The following is a 24,101-nucleotide window of genomic DNA, read 5'->3' as shown; positions in this document are numbered from 1 at the left end:
TCTGAAGGATTGTTCAAATCGAGCCGTCGTCCTTGAACGGCGGCTTGGTTGCCGGCACGGGCGCGGCGGCCGGCGCAGGCTTGGAGCCTGTCGCGGGCGTTGCCGGCGCATACGTGGGCACGGGGTCATCGAAAGCCGCCGCCGGAATCGGGGCGCTGTCGAAGTACTCGTCGATGTCGGAGGTGCCGCCGCCAGCCAGCGGCGCATCCTCGGGGGCCAGCGCGCGGTCGCGCTGCTCTTTGTTGATGCGCGCGTCCGGATCCAGCACGTAATCGGAGACCGAAGCCGCCACGGCCGGCGGCAGCGCTGGATAGTCGCCGCCGAGTTCGGCGTCGCTGTCGGTATCGGACAGGCCCACGGCATAGCCGCCTTCGGCGTCCACGCGGTAGGGATCCGAACCGGTGTCGGCGGCCGGCAAGGCGGCGTCCGCCGCCAGCACCGGCAGCGCCATGCTGGCCGCCGTCGCCAGGCGCCAGTGGCGCACCGCGTCGGCGGGACGGTCCAGGCGGTCGTACAGGCTGCCCAGCAAGGCATGCGTCTGCGCATCGCTGCGGCGGCTGAGGCTGCGCAGCAGATAGCGTTCGGCCTGCCCCCAGAGCTGGCCGTTCAGGCACAGCATGCCCAGCGCGGTGAGCAGGTCCGGATCGGTGGGCCGCTGCTGCAGCCAGGTTTCGGCGCGGGCCAGCCGGCGCGAGACCTGTTCGGATTCGCAACGGGCGTAGGCCGCCACCAGGGCAGGGTTGAACTTCACGCCGATCGCGGCTTCCAGCACGCGGGCGGCTTCGCTGGCTTCGCCGGCAGCCTCGAAGGCAGCCGCGCCCGCCAGCGCAATTTCCGGCAACAGCCGTTCCTCGGCCTTCAGGTCCTTCCAGATCGCGCGCCAGGCATCGCCGCCGCCGGCGGCGGCCGCGCGCAGGCGCGCCGAACCGGAAGCGTCGATCAGTTGGTCGGCTTCGGAACGGGCCAGGGCATTGCGTCGCACCAGGCCGCGGGCCAGAGTGAAGACCTGCTCGTCGTGATGCAGCGCGGCGTGCGCGCGCAGCAGCAGGCGCATGGTGTGCAGATGGCGCGCGCCGCCGTCGGCCAAAGGCTCCAGCACCGCCAGCGCGCGCTCGGCGCGGCCCTGGTCCAGCAGCATGTCGGCCGATACCGTGGCGGTGGCTTCGATCAGGCCGGCGTCGGCGCCGGCGTGCTCCTGCGCGGTCGCCAGCAGGCGGTCACGGCGGTCGAATTCACCCAGGCCATGCGCGGCGCGGGCCGCCGACAAGGCCGCCAGCACGCGGCGCGTCTGGACCTTGGTCTGGTCCAGCAGCTTGGTCAGGTCCTTTTCGGCGGTGGTGTAACGGCCTTCCAGCAGCCCGATCCAACCGCGCTCCAGCAGTTCGTGGTCGCGCGCCTGGGCGCGCTTGCCGCGCCAGGCCCGCACGCGGTCGGGGATGGCCAGCAGCCATGCCAGCAGGCGCAGGCCCACGTACAACACGACGAAGGCCGCCACGATCAGCAGGACCGCCAGCGTCAGCGACATGCTGATGCGCCAGGGCCAGACCAGCAACAGCACGTTGCCGGAGTGTGAGCGCAGCACCACCGCCAGGGCGACGGCGACTACGGCAAGCAGCAGTGTCCAGAACCAGGTACGCATAAGCCTCAGTCCTGCCCGCTAGTCTTGAAGCCCGCGGCGCGCAGCGCAGCCACGGCGTTCAGGCTGTCGGCCACTTCCGGCATGCGCACGGCGATGTCGGTCTGCGCCAGTTCGCGCGCCAGCGTCTGGGCGGCGACGGTGTCGGGGGAACGGTTGTCGAAGTACTTGGCGAGCGTCACGCCGACGTTGTCGAGTTCGCTCTTCCAGACGGCGGGCTGGCGCATCAGCATGGCCAGCTGCGCCGTCAGCAGGCGCTGGCGCAGCGTGCCGCGCACCTGGTCGGCCTGGTCGGGCGACAGCAGCAGGGCTGCGGGTTCGTCCACGCGCTGGATCGTGATCAGGCCGCCCAGCTCATGCGCCAGGGCCGAGCCCGCGCGGCCGGGCCAGGAGGCCATCTCGGCGCGCCAGCGCTGCCACCAGGGCGCATCAGCAGGCAGACCGGCCAAGGGGTCGACCGTCGGCGCCGGCGCGGCGGCGGGAGCGCTTTCGCCGGCGGGAGCCACGCCCGGGGCGGCGGCGTCCGGCACCAGCAGGGGCGCCTTGCCGATCAGCGCCACCAGGCGGTCGATGCGGGCCGACTGTGCAGGGATGTCCACGGTGGACACCGCGCGCAGGCGGTCCAGGTCGCCGTTGATGGCTTGCTGCAGGCTGGAGAAGCGCGGCCGGTCGGCGCGGGCCAGGCGCGATTGCGCCGTTTCCAGCGCGACGATGGCGTTGGAAACGTTGCCGGCCAGACGCAGCTGCTGGTTCGCGATGGTCAGCAGACGTTCGACGTCGTTGGCGAGCAGTTCGTCGCTGGCGCTGTCGTTGAAGTTCTGCCAGGCCAGTTGCAGGGCGTTGTACTGGCTTTGCGTTTCACGCACGGTGTCTTCGAGTTCGCCGAGGCGACCGGCCTGGGCTTGCGCCAGGGCCAGGGCTTCGCGCGAGTCCTTGCGCGCTTGCGCGACTTCGGCGTTCAGCGCGTCCAGACGCGTGGCGACCTCGCGACCAGCGGACACGAACTGGGTACGCTGCATCCAGAGGGCGTAGCCCAGGCCGGCTGCAAGCAGGATGACGATGATGAGCGCGGGGACCAGGGGGCCACTGCCGCGCTTGGCCGGGCGGGCCTTGACGGAATCGGCCGGGGCCGATGCGGGCGCGCTTGCGCCCGGGGCGGTCGAAGGAACGACCGGATCGGTAGCGGGAGTCTTGTCTGTCATGACGCGATTGTATTCGGTGTCGGTCCGAAGCAACGAATCAAGCAGCAACAAAAGCCTGGAAAATCGACTCGTCGTTGGGCAAGCAGATTTTTACCATCGGCCGCGCCCCACCTTCATGACAGGCCTGTGGCACGCGCCGCTCCAGGGAGGGATGCGTGAGCACGAAGCCACAGCGGCGCCACCAGTCCGCCAGGCCGATTGCGTCCAGACCGGCACGCACCGCATCCGCGCCTTCGCCGCTGGTAATCAGCCAGGTGGCCGGCACGCCCGCGGCGGCCCAGCGCCGCAGGCTGGCCACCTGGTCCGCGTCCCAGCTTGCGGGACGGCGCAGGTAGGCGGCGTAACGCGTCACGGCCACGCCGTGCGCCTCGAGCTTGTCGCCCAGCCAGTCCCTGCCCTGCGTGCCGCGCACCAGCAGCACGCGGGCAGGCAGGCCGGGCAAGTCCTGCAACACGTCCCAGAGGGCCTCTGAATCGTGGCTGGGAGCGCTTTCGGGCGGATGCAGAACTGTTGTATTCGCGCCAAAACAGGCGCTTGCACGCAGCGCCTGGGCGCTGGCGGGTCCGACGGTGGCGGCGATGACGCCAGCCGGCCAGGAGCCCGGCCCGTCGGCCTGGGCCCATTGGTCCAGGTACAGCCTGGCCGCGTTGCCGCTGACGAACACGACCATGTCGTAGTCGTAGGGGCGCGGCGGCCCGCCAGCCGAAGCCGGCAAGGCCTGGATTTCCAGCGCGGGAAGAATGCAAGGGGTCCAGCCGGCGCCGGCCAGAAGGCTAGCCAGCGCCTCGTTGCGGCCCTCGGGCCGCGTCAGGATGGCGACCCGCGGCTTCCCGGCGGCAGCGGACGCCATGGCCATCAGTCCGGCCTGGGTTCGTCTTGCAGCAGTTCGCGCAGGATGTCCTGCGCGCCATCGTGCAGCAGCGCCTGCGCCGCGGCTTCGCCGATGGCCTGGGCCTCGGCCACGGGGCCGCTACGGGCCGTGCGGACCATGCGCACGCCGTCCGGCGAGGCCACCAGCGCGCGCAGCGACAGGGTGCCGTCCGCGATCTCGGCGTAAGCCGCCAGGGGCACCTGACAGGATCCGCCCAATTTGCGGGAAACGGCACGCTCGGCCACCACACAGGAGGTAGTGTCGGCGCTGATCAGCGGCGCCAGCCAGGCGCGCATGTCGTCGCGGTCGTCGCGGATCTCGATGCCCAGGGCGCCCTGCCCGGCTGCGGGCAGGCTGTCGGCGGGCTCGAGCAGGCTGCGGATGCGCGAACCCAGGCCCAGGCGCTCCAGGCCGGCGGCGGCCAGCACGATGGCGTCGTATTCGCCCTTGTCCAGCTTGCCCAGGCGCGTGTCGAGATTGCCGCGCAGCGGCTTCACCACCAGCGCGGGGTAACGCGCGCGGATCTGGGATTCGCGGCGCAGGCTGGAGGTGCCGACGACGGCGCCCGCCGGCAGGTCGGCCAGCGTGTCATGGCTATTGGAGACGAAGGCATCGCGCGGATCCGCGCGATCGAGGACGGCGCAAAGCTCGAACGGGGCCTGCAGATCCACCGGCACGTCCTTCAAGGAGTGCACGGCCAGATCGGCCCGCCCGTCGAGCAGCGCGTTTTCGAGTTCCTTGACGAAGAGACCCTTGCCGCCCACCTTGGAGAGCGTGCGGTCGAGGATCTGATCGCCTCGGGTCGTCAGGGTGAGAAGCTCAACCGCGCACGCCGGGTACAGCGTGCGCAGCCGGTCGCGCACATGCTCGGCTTGCCACAGGGCAAGCCGGCTGGCGCGGGTCGCGATGACCAGGCGTTGCGGTAGAGACACGAGACGGCATCAAACAAAATTGGAGACGATGACCGTCGCGACCACCCCGAGGATGGCCAGCACGAACAGGCCCTGAAGGAGGCTCATGCCCGATTCGGATTGCTGGGGATCGGTGGATCTACGCAGACTCATGTGCTGATTCCTTGGAAGCGGTTTTGCGGCTTGCCAGCCACCGTCCAAGGACAACAACCAGCAAGGCGCCAATGATTTCTGCGCCAATTTTAACCGCAGCGGGCTGAACGCCGAATTGACGTTCGACAACCACGTCAGTGATCAGCATGCCGCCAGCGATCCAGCCGAGCAAAGCCGCGCCAAAGGTAACCACCAGCGGATAGCGGTCGATGAGCTTGAGCACCAGGGTGCTGCCCCAGATGATGATGGGCACGCTGACGATCAGGCCGAAGGCGACCAGGCCGATCTGATGGTCGGCGTGGGCGTTCTGGGCCGCGCCGGCAATGGCGATCACGTTGTCCAGGCTCATCACGAAGTCCGCGATGATGATGGTCTTGATCGCGGCGGCGATGGATGTGCCGCCCTTCACGTTGCCGTGGGCATCGTCTTCGGGAACCAGGAGCTTGACGCCGATCCAGACCAGCAGCAGACCGCCTACGACCTTGAGGAAGGGGATGGACAGCAGGGTCAGGGCGAAGGCAATCAGGACCACACGCAGGATGATCGCGCCCGCGGTACCCCACAGGATGCCTTGCATGCGCTGCTTGGGCGCCAGATTGCGGCAGGCCAGCGCGATCACGACCGCGTTGTCGCCGCCAAGCAGGATGTCGATGAGGATGATCTGGAATACCGCTGCCCAACTCAGCGTCTGGAAAAACTCAAGCACTATGAACCCCCGAAGGCATTATGAGAAGAATGGCCGGTCCCGGTCCGGCCGACCCGCCGCGCAGAGCGCGGCGGGCTTATTCAGTACAACTTATTAGTATAATTCAGCTTTCAGTCAGCTTTCTGCCGCATCAGCAAAACTTTGCCGATAGCCAGCACCAGCACCGCGCCCAGCACGCCCGTCATCAGCGCAAAGCTATGCTGCGTGATTCCCAGGGCCGCATCGATGCGTGCCACGGGTTCTTCCAAAGCCGGATCGCCCACGAGCAGTTCGCCCGCGATGAAACCCAGCAGCGCCGCGCCCACCCAGACGATGATCGGGAAGCGCTCGATGACCTTCAGGAGCAGCGTGCTGCCGAAGATGACCAGCGGAATGCTGATGGCCAGGCCCAATACCAGCAAGGTCGTATCGCCCATCGCCGCGGCGGCGACCGCCACTACGTTGTCCAGGCTCATGACCAGGTCGGCAATCATGATAGTGCGGATCGCGGTCAACAGATTGCCCTGCGTCTTGCCCGCGCCATCTTCTTCGCCCTCGGGCAACAGCAGCGTCACGCCAATGTAGACCAGGAGCAACGCGCCGATCAGCTTGAGCCACGGCAGCAACAGCAGCTTGGCGGCAACCAGCGTCAGCACGATACGCATGATGATCGCTGCGGCGGAACCGATGACGATCGCTTTCTTTTGTTGGGCCGGGGGCAACGAGCGCGCCGCCAGCGCAATAACCACGGCGTTGTCGCCCGATAGCAGGATGTTGACCCAAATGATCTGGAGCAACGCTATCCAGAATGCCGCTGAACTAAGTTCCATGCCTCTCTTTCCTAGGTGTGATCCCCCTAGGACGAACCAAATGAATGGGTGAAATAAGATGAAAAAAACGTACTGACCGTCTTGGTGCGAGCCCGACGGCATTCTTGCTTGGTACGCCTGGAATTTCTTTCATTATAGTTTCGTTCAGCTTTCCGTAGGATTGCCAGGCCGCGGCATGGACACGGGATTTCCCTAGGACCACGCAAAAAAAGAACGAAAAAAAGCCCGCCGTAGCGGGCTTGGGGCGGCGGATGCCGGTCGCTGGAAATCAGGGGTTTGACGCCAGGACAGGAGCTTCCGCCAGCGGGCCGCGGGCGCCGGACGCGAAACGCATCCGAACGCCTGGCCTGTAGTTGTTTACAGCACCGACTTGAGCAGCTTGCCCATTTCGGAGGGGTTGCGCGTGGTGCGGATGCCGCAAGCTTCCATGACTTCCAGCTTGGCGTCGGCAGTGTCGGCGCCGCCGGAGATCAGCGCGCCGGCGTGGCCCATGCGCTTTCCGGGAGGAGCGGTGACACCGGCGATGAAGCCGACCACCGGCTTCTTCATGTTGTCCTTGGCCCACTGCGCCGCGTTGACTTCGTCCGGACCGCCGATTTCGCCGATCATGATGACGGCGTCGGTGTCGGGATCGTCGTTGAACATCTTCAGCACGTCGACGTGCTTCAGGCCGTTGATGGGGTCGCCGCCGATGCCGACGGCGCTGGATTGACCCAGGCCCAGCTCGGTGACTTGCGCCACGGCTTCGTACGTCAGGGTGCCCGAACGGCTGACGATGCCGATGCGGCCCTTGCGGTGGATGTGGCCCGGCATGATGCCGATCTTGATTTCGTCGGGGGTGATCAGACCCGGGCAGTTCGGGCCCAGCAGCAGGGTCTTGCTGCCCTTGGCCTTCATGCGGTTCTTGACTTCCAGCATGTCGCGGACGGGGATGCCTTCGGTAATGCAGATCACCAGATCCAGTTCGGCCTCGACGGCTTCCCAGATGGCGGCGGCGGCGCCCGCGGGCGGCACGTAAATGACGGACACGGTCGCGCCGGTATCAGCCTTGGCGTCCTTCACCGAAGCGAAAATCGGCACGCCTTCGAAGTCTTCACCCGCCTTCTTGGGGTTAACGCCGGCCACGAAGGCGGCTTTGCCATTGGCGTACTCACGGCACATGCGGGTGTGGAACTGACCCGTCTTGCCCGTGATGCCCTGGGTGATGACCTTGGTGTCCTTGTTGATCAGAATCGACATTTGTGAATCCTTGGATTTTTCTTTACTTGACGGCGGCTACGACGCGGGTGGCGGCTTCAGCCATCGTGTCGGCGCTGATGATGGGCAGGCCCGATTCAGCCAGCATCTTCTTGCCGAGTTCTTCGTTGGTGCCCTTCATGCGGACGACCAGCGGCACGTTCAGGTTGACGGCCTTGCAAGCGGCGATCACGCCTTCGGCGATGACGTCGCAGCGCATGATGCCGCCGAAGATGTTGACCAGAATGGCCTTCACGCTCTTGTTCTTGAGCATGATCTTGAAGGCTTCGGTGACCTTCTCGGCCGTGGCGCCGCCGCCGACGTCCAGGAAGTTGGCCGGCTCGCCGCCGAACAGCTTGATGGTGTCCATGGTGGCCATGGCCAGACCGGCGCCGTTCACCAGGCAGCCGATGTTGCCGTCGAGCTGGATGTAGGCCAGGTCGAACTTGCTGGCTTCGATTTCAGCCGGATCTTCTTCGTCCAGGTCGCGGTAGGCGACGATTTCCGGATGACGGAACAGGGCGTTGGAGTCGAAGTTGAACTTGGCGTCCAGGGCGATGATGTTGCCCTTGCTGTCGCGGTTCAGCGGGTTGATTTCGACCAGGGAGGCGTCGGTGTCCATGTAGCACTTGTAGAGCTTCTGGAACACGTCCACGGCCTGGGCGGTCGAGTCGGCGGGCAGGCCGATCGCGTTGGCGATCTTGGTGGCTTGCTCAGCGGACAGGCCGGTCAGCGGGTCGATGTATTCGGTGATGATCTTCTCGGGAGTGGAGTGGGCCACTTCCTCGATGTCCATGCCGCCTTCGCTGGAGGCGATGAAGGCGACCTTCTGGGTGGCGCGGTCGGTGACCAGCGACACGTAGTATTCCTTCTGGATGTCAGCGCCGTCTTCGATGTACAGGCGGCGGACCTTCTGGCCTTCCGGGCCGGTCTGGTGCGTGATCAGCTGCATGCCCAGGATTTCCGAGGCCAGCTTGCGGACGTCGTCCAGCGAGCGCGCCAGCTTCACGCCGCCGCCCTTGCCGCGGCCACCCGCGTGGATTTGCGCCTTGACGACCCACACCGGTCCACCCAGCTTTTCAGCGGCAGCCACGGCCTCGTCGACGGAAAGAGCGGGAATCCCGCGCGGCACGGGGACGCCAAATTGCTTCAGCAGTTCCTTGCCTTGATACTCGTGGATTTTCATGTGTTACCTGTCAGGACGTATGAGAAAAAGAAGGTGAATCGGAGGACGAATCGGCCGATGCCTCAGCGCTACCCCCGGTGTACCACTTGGGATAGTGCTCAGCCACCACCGGGCCGCGAGTGCTGAGCGCGTGGCAGCCGTCCAGTTGGAATGGACGCCGGTTCGGGTTGTTTTCCTGCCGCCGGCGGTTGGCCATGGTCTGCACCGCCGCGGTGGGTAGCACCTGCGACAGCTCGGTCATGTGCGTGCAGCCCGCCACGTGCCCGAACCGCTCCTTTACCTGGCGGCGGAACCCCTTGAGCAGGTTCATTCCGATCAGATCAGTGTAAGCCGGTTCGATGGCCATGCAATGCTCGCCATAGGGAGCGGCGTCATAGACGGCCTGCGCCGCCACGATCGAGAAATTCTCGTCGATGGTGATGCGCAGGTGCATGTGGTGGATGGGTTGTCCGGCCGGGAACATCTCGCCGTCGCGCTTGGGGAAATCGTACGCCTTGACGTCGATCAGCTCGGCTTCCAGGTCCCAGAGCCCGTCATCGCGCGCATACGATTGCACGCGTATGGAACGCGTATGCAAAGGCTGACGAGGACAATCCGGCGGTGGCAAGGGCATGCTTGGGGCCTGCGGGGCGAAGATGCCTGCGCATGGTGCGCGGCAACAAAACCTTCAAAGTATAGCGCAGGCAGCCTGCGATCAAGCAGCCTGACCGGCGCCTGACGCGCCGCCGCAGAGCGCGGCCGCCGCCCACAGGCCGTCGTGCCGGATCTGGCATGTGACGCGGGCGGCGGACAGGTGCCGTTCGCGTTGCGGGGAATATTCCTCCAGCCCCCGGCGGCAGGCTTTCAGGCGCGCTTCGAGCGCGCTCCAGGCGCGGGCAAACGCGTCCGCCCGGGCAGCGGGCGGGCTGGCGGCCAGCTCGGCAGCCGCCTCCGGACCGCAATAGAGCGCGGCCACGTCCGCATCGCCCGGCCAGGCCTGCGCGCCGGTCAGGTCCACGCCCGGCATGCCCTGCCGGGACAGGCCGCACAAAATATAGGGGCCACAGTAGGAGAAGGAGCTATGCCAGCAGGCACCCTCAGGCATCCGCGGCCCCTTGGGCGTTTCCGTCCAACCCGGGCCGGCTTGCGGATCGCGCCGCGCCAGTTCCGCGGCCAGCCAGTCGCGGGCCGCCTGCCGCTGCCTCTGTCGGGGGGCCGGCAGGCGCAGCAGCCACAACTCGACCGGGGCGCCCTCCCCGGTCAGCCGAAGCGGCAGACTCACCGCTGCGTCCACGGGGTCGCCGGGCTGCCGATCCAGGCCTGGCCCGCGGGGATGGATTCACCCTTGAGCACCAGCGTCAGCGGACCAAGGCGGGCGCCTGCCTCCACCCGCGTGTCGTACAGGATGGTGCTGCGCGGCCCGACGTTGACGGCGTCGCCGATGCGGACCATGCCGATCTTCATCACCCGGTCTTCGAACAGATGGGTCTGCGGCCCGGACCAGGCGTGCAGCACCGCGTCGTCGCCGATGGACACGCAGTCGTACTCGGTGATGTCGGTGGTGTCCATGAACACGCGCTTGCCGATGCGGGCGCCCATGCAACGCAGGGCCAGCGGCAGCCAGGGCGTGGCCCGCAGGAAATTGAAGAAGTTCGGCACGGCGATGGATTCGTACAGGCTGGTGACCGCCTCGCTCTTCCAGACGAAGGGCGTCCACATGGGCTCGGCGCGCGGCTTGTAGCGTCCGATCAGCGCCCATTTCAACGCCACCAGGAACAGGAAGGCGCCGACGCCATACAGCACGCCGGCCAGCATCAATTCGTCGAACGCGGCCACGAAGCCTTCCCGCGCGGCGATGGGGATGACCTTCATCACGGTCAGATAGCCCACCGCGATCACCACGGCCAGCGGCAGGATCATGCGCATGCCTTCGACGCCGCCCCGCAGGATCTTGCGGCCCAGGCTGGGCTTGAAGGTCAGGTGCGCCGGGAAGCCCGCGGTCTGTTCGCGCGCCGGCAGCGCCAGCGGTGGATTGCCCAGCCAGGTCTGGCCGCTGGCCATGCGGGCGTTGGCCGGCGCGCGGCTCTGCACGCCGATCAGCACATCGTCCGGCAGCACGGAACCGTCCGGCACGTAGGCGCCGTTGCCGACGAAGCTGCGGTTGCCGATGACGGTGGGCCGCATGGTCATCCAGCCGCCGTCGATTTCCTCGTCGCCCAGCATGACGCCGTCGGCGATGAAGCTGTCGCGGCCCAGGGTCAGCATGTCGGGCACCACGCCCATGGCGGTGGAAATTTCCGTGCCGCGCCCGACTTTCGCGCCGAGCAGGCGGTACCAGGTGCCGGCATAGATCGACGCGTACAGGCCGTGCAGCACGCTCAGGCTGGATTCCTGGATCTGGTTGGTCAACCAGCGCCGCAGGTAGATCTGCCCGTAGACGGGCCAGCGGCCGCCGGTCAGCCGGGGCAGCAGCGCCCACCGCAGCAGCGCCGACACCAGTACGGTCAGGAGCAGCAGCAAGGCGCTGGCGGGCAAGGCCAGCAGCAGATAGCTCAGGAAGGCCTGGGGCCAGGGCACGCGGGAACCCATCAGATCCAGCCAGCGCGCATCGATCCAGTCGATCAGCACGAAGCTGGGGAACACCGGCATGAAGAACAGGGCCGCGATCAGCGTGCCGCCCACCGCATAGGCCACGCCGTCGAGCCGGCTCCAGATGCCGTGGCGTTGGGGCCGCGGCGGCAGCTCGGGCGCGCGCGCATGCGGATCGTGCCTGGCCGGCGCGCCGGTCCAGATCTGGCTCGCCGGAATGCGCGCGCCGGATGCCAGCGAGGACAGGCCGTCGAGCCGGGCGCCCTCGCCCATCGCCACGTCGCCCTGCAGCACGGAATACGAGCCGATGTAGGCATGGTCCGCCAGCGTGATCGGCGCCACGGTCCAGACGCCGCCGCGCACCGAGAAATTCTCCAGGTTGACCGCCGCGCCGATGCTGACGCCGTCCCCCACCGACAGCAAGTCGGGCGCGCGCACGGAAATGCGGCTGATGGCGGCGTCGCGGCCGATGCGCGCGCCCAGCGCCCGCAGATACCAGACTTGCAGCGGAGATCCGGCCAGCAGGTGCGCGGGCGGAATGTCCATCACTCGGTCCACCAGCCACCAGCGATAGAACAGGCCGCCGTACATCGGATAGCTGCCGGGCTTGAGCCGGCCCAGGATGCCCCATTTACAAGCCACGGCCACGCCGAAGCTCAACAGGTTGCACGCCAGATAGCTGGCGATGGACAAGGCCACCGCGCGCCAGACGGAATCGCCTTCGTCGCCCGTGAAGTAGTGGTAGGTGAAGAACGGCGTCAGCCAGATCAGCATGCGCACGCCGATCAATAGCGGCAGCGCCGCCAACTGCGCCAGGCCGCAAGCCCAGCGGCGCCACTCGGGCGCGGCCTCGGGGTCGCTCCCGGCGCCGGCAACGCCCGCGGGTTCGGCGGCCGCGGCCAGCGCATCCAGCCGTGCCGCCAGCGCGCCCAGTCCGGGATGCTGATAGAGCTCGTGCATGGTCAGCGCGGACAGATGCGGATGCTTGCGCAACGACGACACCAGGCGCGCGGCCAGCAGCGAATGGCCGCCCAGATCGCGGAAGAAATCGCTGACCAGCCGCAGCGGCTGGCCGGGAAACAATGGACGCAAGGCTTCGAACAGCGCGACTTCGCCCGGCGTGACGGGCTCGTCGTCCTCGCCGCTGGGCTCGGACACGGTATCCAGTTCGCGCGCCTTGAGCGCCTTGCGGTCGATCTTGCCCGAGGTCAGCCGCGGCACTTCGGCCACCAGCTCGAAGCGCGCCGGAATCATGTAGGCGGGCAAGTCCGCGCCCAGCGCGGCGCGCATCGCATGCGGATCCAGCCGCGCCTCGCCCTCCGGCTTCAGGAAGGCCACCAATTGCTCGATGCCCGCCAGGTCGCGCAGCACCACGGCCGCCGCGCCCACGCCCGGCTGGCGATAGAGCGCGGCTTCTATTTCGCCGAGCTCGACGCGAAAGCCCCGCACCTTCACCTGGTCGTCGCTGCGGCCCAGGCAATGGATCTGCCCATGCTCGTCGATGCGCGCCAGGTCGCCGCTGCGGTACATGCGGGTATCGTGATCGCCCGTGGGCCGCGGATTGGCCAGGAATTTTTCGGCCGTCAATTCCGGCCTGCCGAGATAGCCGCCCGCCACGCCGGGACCGGTGATGCACAGCTCGCCCACCTGCCCTTGCGGCAGCACCGCGCCGTCCTCGCCGCGCACCAGCATGCCGTAATTGGGCAGAGGCTTGCCTATGGTCACCGGCTCGCCGGGCAGCAGTTCGGCCAGGCTCGCCGACACCGTCGTCTCGGTCGGCCCGTAGGTGTTGAACAGGCGGCGGCCGGGCGTGGCCCAGCGCGGCACCAGGAAGTCCGGACAGACCTCGCCGCCCAGGTTCACGATGCGTAGCCCGGGCACGTCGTGCGCGAACAGCGCCAGCAGGGTCGGCACCGCGTGCAGCACGGTGACGCCTTCGCGCACCAGCGCGTCCGGCAGGCCTTCCGGGTCCGTGGTCAGCATCTTGGGCGCCACCCACAAGGACGCGCCGACCAGATAGCTGATCCAGATTTCCTCGAACGACATGTCGAAGGCTACCGAAAAGCCCTGATAGACCTTGTCTTCGTGGCACACGCCCAGCACTTCGTTTTCGCTGCGCAGAAAGTGGCAGATGCTGGCCTGGCTGATGGGCACGCCCTTGGGCTTGCCGGTCGAGCCCGAGGTATAGATGACGTAGGCGGGATGCTCGGGCAGCAGTCCTTCGCGCCTGCGCAGCGGGCCTTCGACCGGCTCCGACAGCGCCCAGTTGGTCCAGGTGACCATGCCGTCCAGGCGCACTTCGGCGCCGGCGATCAGGCCATTGGCGCCCGCGTCCTGCAGGCAGACCAGCATGCGGTCCGGCGGCGTGTCGGATTCGAACGGCAGCCACGCCGCGCCGGCCTTGGCAATGGCCGCCTGCATCACCAGCAGATCGGCGCCGCGCGGCAGGCACAGGCCGACGATATCGCCGGGCCGCACGCCGGCGGCGATCAGGTGATGCGCGGCCAGATCGGCGCGCTGGCCGAGCATATCGTAGGTAAGGGTCTGATCCAGCCAATGAATGGCGACGGCGGCGGGGTGCCGGCGGATCGTGGCTTCCAGAATATCGGGCAGCGTTTCTGCTAGCAGCAGGTCCGGCCGATAAGGGCCTTGGAGAATCATAGATACGGCAGAGATCCGGCAAATGGGATTTTTGCTTATTGACCCATGCCGCCGGTTTTCGTTCAAGCGCCGCAGACAAAAATATTGCAAGCGGTTCCGATTCTGTGGCTTGCAGCCACCATACAGGTTTGCGACAGCTAAAAGAAAACCCAGGTTTGCGAGCGTGTTGCGCAAACCTGGGGTGATCAGCCCTGCAGGACCGGCCGCTTTGCTACATCAGCCCGGTTCAGGCCGACTGGCGCAGCGCCCGGGCGGCCTGCACCATGCCGATCAGCGCGGCCTCGGTTTCGGGCCAGGCGCGCGTCTTCAGGCCGCAGTCAGGATTGACCCACAGGCGCTCCTTGGGCAGACGGGCCGCAGCCTTCTGCATCAGACCGACCATCCAGTCCACTTCGGGCACGTTCGGCGAGTGGATGTCGTACACGCCCGGACCGATGTCGTTCGGATAGCGGAAGTCCTCGAAGGCCTTGAGCAGCTCCATGTTGGAGCGCGACGTTTCTATCGTGATCACGTCCGCGTCCATGGCGGCGATGGATTCGATGATGTCGTTGAACTCCGAATAGCACATGTGGGTGTGGATCTGCGTCTCTTCGCGCACGCCGGAGGTCGACAGGCGGAAGCAGTCCACGGCCCAGTCCAGGTACGCCTGCCAGTCGGCCCGGCGCAGCGGCAAGCCTTCGCGGATGGCGGGCTCGTCGATCTGGATCACGCTGATGCCGGCCGTTTCCAGGTCCACCACTTCATCGCGCAGCGCCAGCGCCAGCTGGCGGCAGGTCTGTTCGCGCGGCTGGTCGTCGCGCACGAATGACCACTGCAGGATGGTGACCGGACCCGTCAGCATGCCCTTGACCGGCTTGTCGGTCAGCGACTGCGCGTAGGACGACCAGCCCACCGTCATCGGCGCGGGACGGGCAACGTCGCCGAAAATGATCGGCGGCTTGACGCAGCGCGAGCCGTAGCTCTGGACCCAGCCGTTCTTGGTGAAGGCGAAGCCGGCCAGCAGTTCACCGAAGTACTCCACCATGTCGTTGCGCTCGGGTTCACCGTGCACCAGCACGTCCAGGCCCACCTTTTCCTGGAAGCGGATGACTTCCTCGATTTCCTTGCGGATGGCGGTCTCGTAGGCCGAGTCCGTCAGCGCGCCCGCCTTCCAGTCGCGGCGCAGGGCGCGGATTTCAGCGGTTTGCGGGAAGGAGCCGATCGTCGTGGTCGGATAGGCGGGCAAGCCCAGCTGTTCCTGCTGGCGGGCGATGCGGCCGGCGAACGGCGCGCGATCGCGCGACACGGCGGCGGCGGCGGCCATGCGCTGGCCCACGGCCGGATTGTGGATGCGGATCGACGAACGGCGGGCGGCCAGCGCGGCGCGCTGCTTCGCCAGGCCATCCTGCGCGGCGGCTTGCGTCGCGCCATCCAGCGCGCGGCCCAGCAGGCTCAGTTCTTCCAGCTTTTGCGCTGCGAACGACAGCCAGCTCTTGAGTTCGGCATCCAGCTCGGTTTCGTAGACCAGGTCGACCGGCACGTGCAGCAGCGAGCACGACGGCGCCAGCCACAGGCGGTCTCCCAGCTGTTGCTTGATCGGAGTCAGCGTGGCGATGGCGGCGTCCAGATCGGTGCGCCAGATGTTGCGGCCGTTGATGACGCCCGCGGACAGCACTTGGTCGGCACCCAAGCCGGACACCACTTGCGCCAATTGTTCGGGAGCACGGACCAGGTCCACGTGCAAGCCGGCCACCGGCAGGCTCTGCGCAGTGGGCAGGTTGTCCTTCAAGCCGTCGAAGTACGTTGCCACCAGCAGCTTGACCGGGCTGGCGGACAACTGGTCATAGGTCTGCTTGAACGCTACACGCCAAGCTTGGGGCAGGTCCAGCGCCAGGATCGGCTCGTCGATCTGCACCCACTGCACGCCCAGCCTGGCAAAACGTGCCAGCACCTCTGCATAGACCGGCAGCAGCGCAGCCAGCAGTTGCAGCTTGCCCGCGTCGGCGGCGCCGGCGGCAAAGGCGTCGCCCTTGCCCTGGTACAGCCAAGTCAGCGGACCGGGGATCACCGGTTTCACGGCGTAGCCCTGGACCTGCGCTTCCTGGATCTGCTCGAACAGCGATTCGCGGGCGATGCGGAAGGTCTGGCCGGGAACCAGCTCCGGCACGATGTAGTGGTAGTTGGTGTCGAACCACTTGGTCATTTCGCAGGCGGCAGCCGGCTTGCCCGACGGCGCGCGACCCCGGCCCATGCGGAACAGTGTGTCCAGCGTGACGGGCTCGTTGTCGTTCTGGCCGAAGCGGGCGGGCACCGCGCCCAGCAGCGTGGTCCATTCCAGGATCTGGTCGTACCAGGCAAAATCGCCGACGGGCACGAACTTCAGGCCCGAAGCGGCCTGCAGCTTCCAGTGCCTGGCGCGCAATTCGCGGCCAGTCTGTTCCAGTTCCTCGGCGGTCTGCTTGCCAGCCCAGTAGGCTTCGACCGCGCGTTTCAGTTCACGTTGGGCACCAATCCGGGGGAACCCCAAATTATGAATAATAGTCATGATTTCGCCGCCGTTCGATAAAATTTGTTCAAGTGGAAGTTATTGTGCGGCCAAACAAAAATGAATCAAAATCAATGTCTACATTTATAAGATGAGAAAATCTCATAAAATATGAGCTTATTTCCACACCCGGCAGTCCCCCATGCTTGAAATCCGCCACCTTGAAACGCTCACCGCCATCCGTGAGGGCGGCAGCCTGCAGGAGGCCGCCGAACGCCTGCACCTGACACAGTCAGCCCTGTCGCATCAGTTGCGCGACCTGGAAACCCGGCTGGGCACCCCGCTGCTGAACCGCCGCACGCGGCCGGCGCGGCTGACCACGGCGGGCCTGCGCGTGCTGGCGCTGGCGGACGAAGTGCTGCCGCGCATCCGCGCAACGGAACGGGACTTGCAGCGGCTGGCGGCGGGCCGCACGGGCCGGCTGCACCTGGCCATCGACTGCCACTCCTGCTTCCAGTGGCTGATGCCGGCCCTGGACGCCTTCCGTGCCCAATGGCCGGACGTGGCGCTGGACCTGTCCGCGGCGTTCTCTTTCGCCCCCCTGCCCGCCCTGGTGCGCGGGGACCTGGACCTGGTGATCACCTCGGATCCCCAGCCGCTGGACGCCGTGGAGTACCTGCCGCTCTTCAAGTACGAGCTGGTGCTGGCCGTGTCCGAATCCAATCCGCTGGCCGGCAGCAAATTCATCATGCCCGACCAGTTGGCCGACCAGACGCTCATCACCTACCCCGTGGACAAGCAGCGTCTGGATGTCTTCACCGCCTTCCTGGACCCTGCGGATGTCGAGCCCGCAGCCATCCGCAAGGCGGAACTCACGCCCATCATTGCGCAGCTGGTGGCCAGCAACCGCGGCGTGGCGGCGCTGCCCAACTGGGCGCTGACGGAATACATGAATCAGGGATGGCTGCGCCTGTGCCGGCTGGGACCGCAAGGCGTATGGCGCACGCTATACGCCACGGTGCGCAGCGAAGACACGGACGCGTCGTACATCGACGAGTTCCTGACCATCACCCGGGATGTGTGCTTCAAGACGCTGTCGGGGATCAAGTCGGTCAAGTAATGCTGGGGCCCGCTCAGTCCTCGTCGCCCGCACCGAGAATACGGCGGATCACGTCATGCGCGAAGCCGCGGCTGGCCAGAAAGCGGGCCTGCTTGGCATAGGCGGCGCGGTCTTCCGGCCTGGCGCTGAAGCGTTTCTTCCAGACTTCCAACGCGCGGTCGTATTCGGTGGCGCGCAGTTGTTCGCGCAATTCGGCGACCTGGTTGTCGTCCACGCCATGCTGGCGCAATTCCTGCACGATGCGCGCCGCGCCCTGGCGCGATGCGCGGCGGTGTACCAGGCTTTGCGCAAAGCGCTCGGTGGACAGCCAGCCTTCTTTTTCCAGTGCGTCGAGCACGGCCTCGACTTCGGCCGGGTCTTCCGCGTAGGCGGCCAGCTTGCGCGCCAATTCCTCGCGGGCATGTTCGCGCCGCGACAGATAGCCCACGGCCCGCATCTTCAGCGATGGGCCCTTGCGCGCAGGCTTGTCGCCGGCGTCCTGCCCTTCCTGGTCCGTGGCTGCGCGGCGGCCACGGCGCGCGCCGCCCTCTTCCGAACTGCGCCGCCACTGATCCGGCGCATCGCCGGCTTCAGCCTCCTGCTCGCGGCGCGCATCCGAAGTGCGGCGCAAGCCCTGGGGCTTGGCCACGGTTTCGAACTCATCGTCCAGCTTGGCACGTAGGTGGTCGGCTGACGCGGGCGGCGATTTCCAGCTCATGCGTTTCCTGCTTGCTATGCAAACGGCAGGCCCGTCCTGGCGCCTGCCGCAAGTGTTCGGGCCAGCCCCGACGCGAAATGCGGACCGTTTGCGGCAGTCTGAATCCGCCGCGCCAGGCCCGCCACCGATCCGATTACTCTTCGGCGGTATCTTCCGCGGTGGGCACGAATTCGGCCGCGCGGCTGACGATGCCTTGGTTCTCGCGGACGCGGTTCTCGATTTCGATGGCCAGTTCCTTGTGCTCTTTCAGGTACTCGCGGACATTGTCCTTGCCCTGGCCGATGCGGTTGCCGTTGTAGCTGTACCAGGCGCCGGACTTGTCCACGACGTTGGCGGCCACGCCCAGGTCGATGATTTCGCCTTCGCGCGAGATGCCGGCGCCGTACATGATGTCGAATTCAGCCTGCTTGAACGGCGGCGCGACCTTGTTCTTCACGACCTTGACGCGGGTTTCGTTGCCGACGACCTCGTCGCCCTTCTTGATGGAGCCGATGCGGCGGATGTCCAGGCGCACGGAGGCGTAGAACTTGAGCGCGTTGCCGCCGGTGGTGGTTTCGGGGTTGCCGAACATCACGCCGATCTTCATGCGGATCTGGTTGATGAAGATGACCATGCAGTTGGTCTTCTTGATGGTGGCGGTGAGCTTGCGCAGCGCCTGGCTCATCAGGCGGGCTTGCAGGCCGGGCAGGGAATCGCCCATTTCGCCTTCGATTTCGGCCTTGGGCACCAGCGCGGCCACCGAGTCGACGACGATCAGGTCGACCGAACCGGAGCGCACCAGCGCGTCGGTGATTTCCAGGGCCTGTTCGCCCGTGTCCGGCTGCGAGATCAGCAGGTCGGCCAGGTTCACGCCCAGCTTGGAGGCGTACTGCACGTCCAGCGCGTGTTCGGCGTCGACGAAGGCGCAGGTGCCGCCCAGCTTTTGCATTTCAGCGACCACTTGCAGCGTCAGCGTGGTCTTGCCCGAGGATTCCGGACCGTAGATTTCGACCACGCGGCCTCGCGGCAGGCCGCCGACGCCCAGCGCGATGTCCAGACCCAGGGAACCCGTGGAAACCACCTGGATGTCGTGCGAGACCTCGTTGTCGCCGTAGCGCATGATCGAGCCCTTGCCGAACTGCTTTTCGATCTGCGAAAGCGCGGCGGCAAGCGCCTTGGCCTTTTCCGAAGCGGCGGCCTTGGTGGTTTTGTCGTCCATGTAGAGTCCTGTCTGTAACGTATCTGGTGTCTAGGGGAGTGCCGCAGGGTTAGGCGGGTGCTTTGAGCAACGGGTCAGATTATGGCATCGGATTATACTGTACAAAAAAACAGTGTGCCAGTGTTTTGCACGTATACCCTGAGTGGCAAGGACGGCGCCATATGACAGAATGCCAGACGAAGTCGGCGTTTCGCCCCCCTTTTCGCCGCGGGTTTTTTTCTCACTGTAGCCCATGCGTATCCTGATCGCCGAAGACGACAGCATCCTGGCCGACGGCCTGTCCCGTTCGTTGCGCCACAACGGTTATGCCGTGGATGCGGTGCGCGACGGGCTGGCGGCCGATTCGGCGCTGGCGGCCCAGGCATTCGACCTGCTCATCCTGGATCTGGGCCTGCCGCAACTGGCCGGGCTGGAAGTGCTGCGCCGCCTGCGCGCCCGCAATTCCGCCCTGCCGGTGCTGATCCTGACGGCGGCCGACAGCATCGAGCAACGCGTCAAGGGCCTGGACCTGGGCGCGGACGACTACATGGCCAAGCCCTTTGCCCTGTCCGAGCTTGAAGCCCGCGTGCGGGCGCTGACCCGGCGCGGCGCGGGCGGCGGCGCCACCATGATCAAGCACGGCCGGCTGCTGTTCGACCAGACCGGCCGCGTCGCGATCGTCGACGACCAGACCCTGGACCTGTCCGCGCGCGAAGTCAGCTTGCTCGAGATCCTCCTGACGCGCAGCGGCCGCATGGTCAGCAAGACGCAGCTGGTCGACCATCTGTGCGAATGGGGCGAGGAAGTCAGCACCAACGCCATCGAAGTCTATGTGCACCGCCTGCGCAAGAAGCTGGAGCCCAGCGGCGTGAAGATCGTTACCGTGCGCGGCCTGGGCTACTGTCTTGAGCGGGACCAGGGTGCGGCGTACCTCTCGAGCTGACGCGGCGCCGCCGGAGGCGCTGAACCAGGAAGCGCTGGATGTCATGCAGGCCGGGGCCAAGGGCCCGAGCTTTGCGCCGCCGCAGCGCTCACTTCTCGGCGAAATCCTGGACTGGATGCTGGCCCCGCTGTTCCTGCTGTGGCCCATGAGCGTGGCCATCACCTATGTGGTGGCGCAGAACATCGCCAACGTGCCCTACGACCGCGCGCTGGCCAACAATCTCCACGTATTGACCAAGCATGTCTACGCGCAGGACGGCCGCGCCGTGCTGAAGATGACCGACACCGCGCGCGAAGTGCTGCACGCCGACGAGACCGACAGCGTGTTCTGGCTGGCGTTGGGCAGCCGCGGCGAGTACCTGGGCGGCGACCGCGCCCTGCCCCTGCCTTCCACCGTGGGCCAGCCCCGGCCCGGCGAGGTGCAGTACGAAGACGCGACCCTGCGCGGCTTCGGCATCCGGCTGGCGTTCACCTGGGTGGACCTGCATCTGCCTGACACGCAGCCCGCGCTGCTGATCGCGGCCGAAACCGTCGAAAAGCGCACTCAGCTGGCCAACGACATCATCAAGGGCGTGATCATTCCGCAGTTCGTGGTGCTGCCCATCGCGGTGCTGCTGGTGTGGTTCGGGCTGTCGCGCGGGGTAGCGCCGCTGAACGCGCTGCAGCAGCGCCTGCGTGCCCGCCGGCCGGACGATCTTTCGCCCATCGACGAGCGCGCCGCGCCCACCGAGATCGCGCCCCTGGTGGCGGCGATGAACGACCTGCTGGACCGGCTTTCATCCAACGTGCAGGCGCAGCGCCGCTTCGTCGCCGACGCGGCGCACCAGCTGAAAACCCCGCTGGCCGGCTTGCGCACCCAGGCCGAGCTGGCGCTGCGCGACGCCAGCCCCGAGGAAATGCAGTCCAGCCTGCGCCAGCTGGTGACTGGATCCGAGCGCGCCACGCGCCTGGTGAACCAGCTGCTGTTGCTGGCCCGCGCCGAAAACCCCAGCGCCATCGGCCTGACGCGCACGGACCTCAATGCCATTGCCTATGAGCAAGCGATGCACTGGGTACCGCAGGCGCTCTCCCTGAACACGGACCTGGGCTTCGAAGGCTCGGACCATCCGGTCGAGATCAACGGCAACCCCCTGCTGTTGGCCGAACTGCTCAACAACCTGATCGACAACGCCTTGCGCTACACGCCGCGCGGCGGCCACATCACGGTGCGCGTGCATAGCCTGGACGGACAGGCCTTACTGGAGGTCGAGGATTCCGGGCCCGGCATTCCGCCCGAGGAGCGCGAGCGCGTATTCGACCGCTTCTACCGGGTGCTGGGCACCCTGTCCGACGGCAGCGGCCTGGGCCTGGCCATCGTCCGGGAGATCGCCCAAAAGCATCAGGCCAGCGTGGAAATCAGCGACCACCCCACGGCGCATTCAAACCTGCCCGGCATGCGCATCCGCGTGGTCTTTCCGCCATATGCCGAGTTGTCAGACCTCTCCGACGTCTCCTAGGACTATCCCTAGCTTCCCAGGGAAAAGTTACTTTTAGTTTCAATTTTAAGACTCAAGTAAGTATCCCGTCAGAACCTCGTCAGCGTAGCCCCCCAATGTTGCGTATAGCTCAATGTCGGTTTGGCCGGCGGCGGGCGCAGCACGGCGGACCACCGCCGGCCATAAAAACCGAGGAGACATCATGAGCACAACAACCATGGCAGGCCGCGGTCCATCCGCGGATCCGCGCCCGATGACCAAGGATGAACGCCGCGTCATCTTTGCGTCGTCGCTGGGCACGGTCTTCGAGTGGTACGACTTCTATCTCTATGGCTCGCTCGCGGCTATCATCGCGCAGCACTTTTTCTCGGGCGTGAACCCCACCGCCGGCTTCATCTTCGCCCTGCTGGCGTTTGCCGCCGGTTTCGCCGTGCGTCCCTTCGGCGCGCTGGTGTTCGGCCGCCTGGGCGACCTGGTCGGACGCAAGTACACCTTCCTGGTCACGATCGTGATCATGGGCCTGTCCACGTTCCTCGTGGGCGTGCTGCCCAGCTACGCCAGCATCGGCCTGGCCGCTCCCGCCATCCTGATCGTCCTGCGCCTGCTGCAAGGCCTGGCGCTGGGCGGCGAGTACGGCGGCGCCGCGACCTATGTGGCGGAACACGCGCCCCACGGCCGCCGCGGCTTCTACACGTCCTGGATCCAGACCACCGCGACCCTGGGCCTGTTCCTGTCGCTGCTGGTCATCCTCGGCATCCGCACGTTCATGGGCGAAGACGACTTCAAGGCCTGGGGCTGGCGCATTCCGTTCCTGATCTCGGTCGTGCTGCTGGGCATCTCGGTGTGGATCCGCCTGCAACTGAGCGAATCGCCCACCTTCCAGCGCATGAAGGAAGAAGGCAAGGGTTCCAAGGCGCCGATCGCTGAATCGTTCGGCCAGTGGAAGAACCTGAAGGTCGTGATCCTGGCGCTGCTGGGCCTGACCGCCGGCCAGGCCGTGGTCTGGTACACCGGCCAGTTCTACGCCCTGTTCTTCCTGACGCAGACGCTGAAGGTCGACGCCAATACCGCCAACATCATGATCGCGGTCGCGCTGCTGATCGGCACTCCATTCTTCGTGATCTTCGGCGCGCTGTCGGACAAGATCGGCCGCAAGCCCATCATCATGGCCGGCTGCCTGATCGCCGCGGTGACCTACTTCCCGATCTTCCAGGGCATCACGCACTTCGCCAACCCGGCGCTCGAAAAGGCCCAGGCCACGGCCCCGGTCACCGTGATCGCGGACCCCGCCACCTGCTCGTTCCAGTTCAACCCGGTGGGCACCTCGTCGTTCACCAGCTCCTGCGACGTGGTCAAATCGTTCATGGCCCGCAACTCCGTGAACTACAAGAACGAAGCGGCGCCGGCCGGCTCGGTCGCCAAGGTCAAGATCGGCAACGACGAGTTCGCCTCGTTCGACGGCAAGACCATGGCCCCCGCCGACTTCAAGGCCAAGGCCGCTGAACTGGACAAGGCGCTGACCACCGCCATCCGCAGCCACGGCTACCCCGCCAAGGCTGACCCGGCCCAGAGCAACAACGTCATGGTCGTGGTGCTGCTGACCATCCTGGTGATCTACGTCACCATGGTGTACGGCCCGATCGCCGCCATGCTGGTGGAAATGTTCCCGACGCGCATCCGCTACACGTCGATGAGCCTGCCCTACCACATCGGCAATGGCTGGTTCGGCGGCTTCCTGCCCCCGGTCGCCTTCGCGGTGGTTGCCGCCACCGGCAACATCTACGACGGCCTGTGGTATCCGATCATCATTGCAGTCATGACCCTGGTCATCGGCACGCTGTTCGTGCGCGAATCCAAGGACAACGACATCAACGCATAAACGGCCATCCCCCGCCGGACGGGACTGCTGCGCCCGCCCGGCCTTTCAAAAGCTCCCTAGGGAGCTTTTTTTTTGCGCCCGATCTCGGCGGGTCTTGCCTCAAGCCGCCCCTCGTGAAAAAGAGGTCCGTATTTTCAGGACCATGTCAGACCCGCGCCATTAGACTGGGCGCTCAGATTACGGCCTTGCGCCAGATCGACCGACGATTGATCCCCCTGTCGGGCGATTGCAGGGCCAGTGTTCTGACACCGATACCGCGTTCCCCGCGAGCCTTTTATGACGCGGTATTGCGTGCTCCCGTACCGGCCCGGCCTTCATTGAGCCGGGCCGCTTTTTTTTCGGCGCACGAAAAAAATGGCGGCCGCGTAGCGGTCGCCATGGGCGGGTTCTGCTGCAGGCGGTCCAGGG

Annotated in this window: 19 protein-coding genes; 4 read left to right on the top strand and 15 right to left on the bottom strand. The window is 66.4% G+C overall.

Annotation, left to right across the window (positions count from 1 at the left end; genetic code table 11):
* Window positions 1-13: 13 nt before the first annotated feature.
* From HWY37_RS27770 to metE, 13 genes are all read right to left on the bottom strand, one after another.
* Window positions 14-1,639: a heme biosynthesis HemY N-terminal domain-containing protein gene (locus HWY37_RS27770; protein ID WP_176090295.1), complete on the bottom strand. Its 1,626-nt coding sequence runs from the start codon at window positions 1,637-1,639 to the stop codon at window positions 14-16.
* A gap of 5 nt (window positions 1,640-1,644) precedes the next feature.
* Window positions 1,645-2,838 carry a uroporphyrinogen-III C-methyltransferase gene (locus HWY37_RS27765; protein WP_175208311.1) on the bottom strand — a complete coding sequence of 398 codons (1,194 nt, stop codon included), beginning with the start codon at window positions 2,836-2,838 and terminating at the stop codon, window positions 1,645-1,647.
* A gap of 37 nt (window positions 2,839-2,875) precedes the next feature.
* The gene (locus HWY37_RS27760) at window positions 2,876-3,694 is read right to left on the bottom strand and encodes a uroporphyrinogen-III synthase (protein WP_175208312.1); all 819 of its coding nucleotides are present in this window, start codon (window positions 3,692-3,694) and stop codon (window positions 2,876-2,878) included.
* The gene (hemC, locus tag HWY37_RS27755) at window positions 3,694-4,641 is read right to left on the bottom strand and encodes a hydroxymethylbilane synthase (RefSeq protein WP_175208313.1); all 948 of its coding nucleotides are present in this window, start codon (window positions 4,639-4,641) and stop codon (window positions 3,694-3,696) included. The genes HWY37_RS27760 and hemC overlap by 1 nt, the downstream gene beginning before the upstream one ends.
* A 9-nt stretch (window positions 4,642-4,650) precedes the next feature.
* Window positions 4,651-4,773: a type II secretion system protein gene (locus tag HWY37_RS27750; protein WP_176090294.1), complete on the bottom strand. Its 123-nt coding sequence runs from the start codon at window positions 4,771-4,773 to the stop codon at window positions 4,651-4,653.
* Entirely contained in the window at window positions 4,760-5,479 is a 720-nt protein-coding gene (locus HWY37_RS27745; protein WP_175208314.1) for a TerC family protein, read from the bottom strand. The genes HWY37_RS27750 and HWY37_RS27745 overlap by 14 nt, the downstream gene beginning before the upstream one ends.
* Window positions 5,480-5,589: 110 nt before the next feature.
* Window positions 5,590-6,288, bottom strand: coding sequence for a TerC family protein (locus HWY37_RS27740; RefSeq protein ID WP_175208315.1), 699 nt, complete (start codon window positions 6,286-6,288; stop codon window positions 5,590-5,592).
* 357 nt (window positions 6,289-6,645) lie between these two features.
* Window positions 6,646-7,527, bottom strand: a complete 882-nt coding sequence (sucD, locus tag HWY37_RS27735; RefSeq protein WP_006388410.1) for a succinate--CoA ligase subunit alpha — start codon at window positions 7,525-7,527, stop codon at window positions 6,646-6,648.
* A 22-nt stretch (window positions 7,528-7,549) separates the two neighbouring features.
* Entirely contained in the window at window positions 7,550-8,710 is a 1,161-nt protein-coding gene (gene sucC, locus HWY37_RS27730) for an ADP-forming succinate--CoA ligase subunit beta (RefSeq protein WP_175208316.1), read from the bottom strand.
* A gap of 10 nt (window positions 8,711-8,720) precedes the next feature.
* On the bottom strand, window positions 8,721-9,323 hold the full coding sequence (locus HWY37_RS27725; RefSeq protein WP_175208317.1) for a DUF2889 domain-containing protein: 603 nt from the start codon (window positions 9,321-9,323) through the stop codon (window positions 8,721-8,723).
* A gap of 81 nt (window positions 9,324-9,404) precedes the next feature.
* The gene (locus HWY37_RS27720) at window positions 9,405-9,971 is read right to left on the bottom strand and encodes a 4'-phosphopantetheinyl transferase superfamily protein (RefSeq protein ID WP_175208324.1); all 567 of its coding nucleotides are present in this window, start codon (window positions 9,969-9,971) and stop codon (window positions 9,405-9,407) included.
* Window positions 9,968-13,939, bottom strand: coding sequence for a Pls/PosA family non-ribosomal peptide synthetase (locus HWY37_RS27715; RefSeq protein WP_176090293.1), 3,972 nt, complete (start codon window positions 13,937-13,939; stop codon window positions 9,968-9,970). The genes HWY37_RS27720 and HWY37_RS27715 overlap by 4 nt, the downstream gene beginning before the upstream one ends.
* 226 nt (window positions 13,940-14,165) lie before the next feature.
* A complete protein-coding gene (gene metE, locus HWY37_RS27710) occupies window positions 14,166-16,463 on the bottom strand; it encodes a 5-methyltetrahydropteroyltriglutamate--homocysteine S-methyltransferase (RefSeq protein ID WP_175208644.1) in 2,298 nt (765 codons plus the stop codon).
* 142 nt (window positions 16,464-16,605) lie between these two features.
* On the opposite strand from metE, the gene HWY37_RS27705 reads away from it, so the two are divergent.
* Window positions 16,606-17,523, top strand: a complete 918-nt coding sequence (locus HWY37_RS27705) for a LysR family transcriptional regulator (protein ID WP_175208645.1) — start codon at window positions 16,606-16,608, stop codon at window positions 17,521-17,523.
* 13 nt (window positions 17,524-17,536) lie between these two features.
* On the opposite strand, the gene recX is transcribed toward HWY37_RS27705, so the two are convergent.
* Entirely contained in the window at window positions 17,537-18,220 is a 684-nt protein-coding gene (gene recX, locus HWY37_RS27700) for a recombination regulator RecX (protein ID WP_175208646.1), read from the bottom strand.
* A 133-nt stretch (window positions 18,221-18,353) separates the two neighbouring features.
* The gene (gene recA / locus HWY37_RS27695; RefSeq protein ID WP_175208647.1) at window positions 18,354-19,418 is read right to left on the bottom strand and encodes a recombinase RecA; all 1,065 of its coding nucleotides are present in this window, start codon (window positions 19,416-19,418) and stop codon (window positions 18,354-18,356) included.
* Between the two features lie 232 nt (window positions 19,419-19,650).
* Between recA and HWY37_RS27690 the strand changes: the two genes are divergently transcribed.
* The 3 genes from HWY37_RS27690 (at window position 19,651) to HWY37_RS27680 (ending at window position 23,693) form a co-directional block, all read left to right on the top strand.
* Window positions 19,651-20,340 carry a response regulator transcription factor gene (locus HWY37_RS27690; RefSeq protein WP_008164287.1) on the top strand — a complete coding sequence of 230 codons (690 nt, stop codon included), beginning with the start codon at window positions 19,651-19,653 and terminating at the stop codon, window positions 20,338-20,340.
* A gap of 115 nt (window positions 20,341-20,455) precedes the next feature.
* Complete coding sequence (locus HWY37_RS27685; RefSeq protein ID WP_176090335.1) at window positions 20,456-21,835, top strand: sensor histidine kinase; 1,380 nt, start codon at window positions 20,456-20,458, stop codon at window positions 21,833-21,835.
* 196 nt (window positions 21,836-22,031) lie between these two features.
* Complete coding sequence (locus tag HWY37_RS27680) at window positions 22,032-23,693, top strand: MFS transporter (protein WP_373418147.1); 1,662 nt, start codon at window positions 22,032-22,034, stop codon at window positions 23,691-23,693.
* The last annotated feature ends 408 nt before the right edge of the window (window positions 23,694-24,101 follow it).

The sequence above is a fragment of the Achromobacter anxifer genome, assembly GCF_903652925.1.
Taxonomy (GTDB): Bacteria; Pseudomonadota; Gammaproteobacteria; order Burkholderiales; family Burkholderiaceae_B; genus Achromobacter; species Achromobacter anxifer.
This window is presented reverse-complemented; position numbering and strand designations above follow the sequence as displayed.

Excerpts from the sequence above, each read along its gene's own strand:
- HWY37_RS27765 (WP_175208311.1), bottom strand. The coding sequence starts at position 2,838 with ATGACAGACAAGACTCCCGCTACCGATCCGGTCGTTCCTTCGACCGCC.
- HWY37_RS27760 (WP_175208312.1), bottom strand. The coding sequence starts at position 3,694 with ATGGCCATGGCGTCCGCTGCCGCCGGGAAGCCGCGGGTCGCCATCCTG.
- HWY37_RS27680 (WP_373418147.1), top strand. The coding sequence starts at position 22,032 with ATGGCAGGCCGCGGTCCATCCGCGGATCCGCGCCCGATGACCAAGGAT.
- recX (WP_175208646.1), bottom strand. The coding sequence starts at position 18,220 with ATGAGCTGGAAATCGCCGCCCGCGTCAGCCGACCACCTACGTGCCAAG.
- sucC (WP_175208316.1), bottom strand. The coding sequence starts at position 8,710 with ATGAAAATCCACGAGTATCAAGGCAAGGAACTGCTGAAGCAATTTGGC.
- HWY37_RS27770 (WP_176090295.1), bottom strand. The coding sequence starts at position 1,639 with ATGCGTACCTGGTTCTGGACACTGCTGCTTGCCGTAGTCGCCGTCGCC.
- HWY37_RS27715 (WP_176090293.1), bottom strand. The coding sequence starts at position 13,939 with ATGATTCTCCAAGGCCCTTATCGGCCGGACCTGCTGCTAGCAGAAACG.
- metE (WP_175208644.1), bottom strand. The coding sequence starts at position 16,463 with ATGACTATTATTCATAATTTGGGGTTCCCCCGGATTGGTGCCCAACGT.
- HWY37_RS27725 (WP_175208317.1), bottom strand. The coding sequence starts at position 9,323 with ATGCCCTTGCCACCGCCGGATTGTCCTCGTCAGCCTTTGCATACGCGT.
- HWY37_RS27740 (WP_175208315.1), bottom strand. The coding sequence starts at position 6,288 with ATGGAACTTAGTTCAGCGGCATTCTGGATAGCGTTGCTCCAGATCATT.
- HWY37_RS27705 (WP_175208645.1), top strand. The coding sequence starts at position 16,606 with ATGCTTGAAATCCGCCACCTTGAAACGCTCACCGCCATCCGTGAGGGC.
- HWY37_RS27750 (WP_176090294.1), bottom strand. The coding sequence starts at position 4,773 with ATGAGTCTGCGTAGATCCACCGATCCCCAGCAATCCGAATCGGGCATG.
- HWY37_RS27690 (WP_008164287.1), top strand. The coding sequence starts at position 19,651 with ATGCGTATCCTGATCGCCGAAGACGACAGCATCCTGGCCGACGGCCTG.
- recA (WP_175208647.1), bottom strand. The coding sequence starts at position 19,418 with ATGGACGACAAAACCACCAAGGCCGCCGCTTCGGAAAAGGCCAAGGCG.
- HWY37_RS27685 (WP_176090335.1), top strand. The coding sequence starts at position 20,456 with ATGCTGGCCCCGCTGTTCCTGCTGTGGCCCATGAGCGTGGCCATCACC.
- sucD (WP_006388410.1), bottom strand. The coding sequence starts at position 7,527 with ATGTCGATTCTGATCAACAAGGACACCAAGGTCATCACCCAGGGCATC.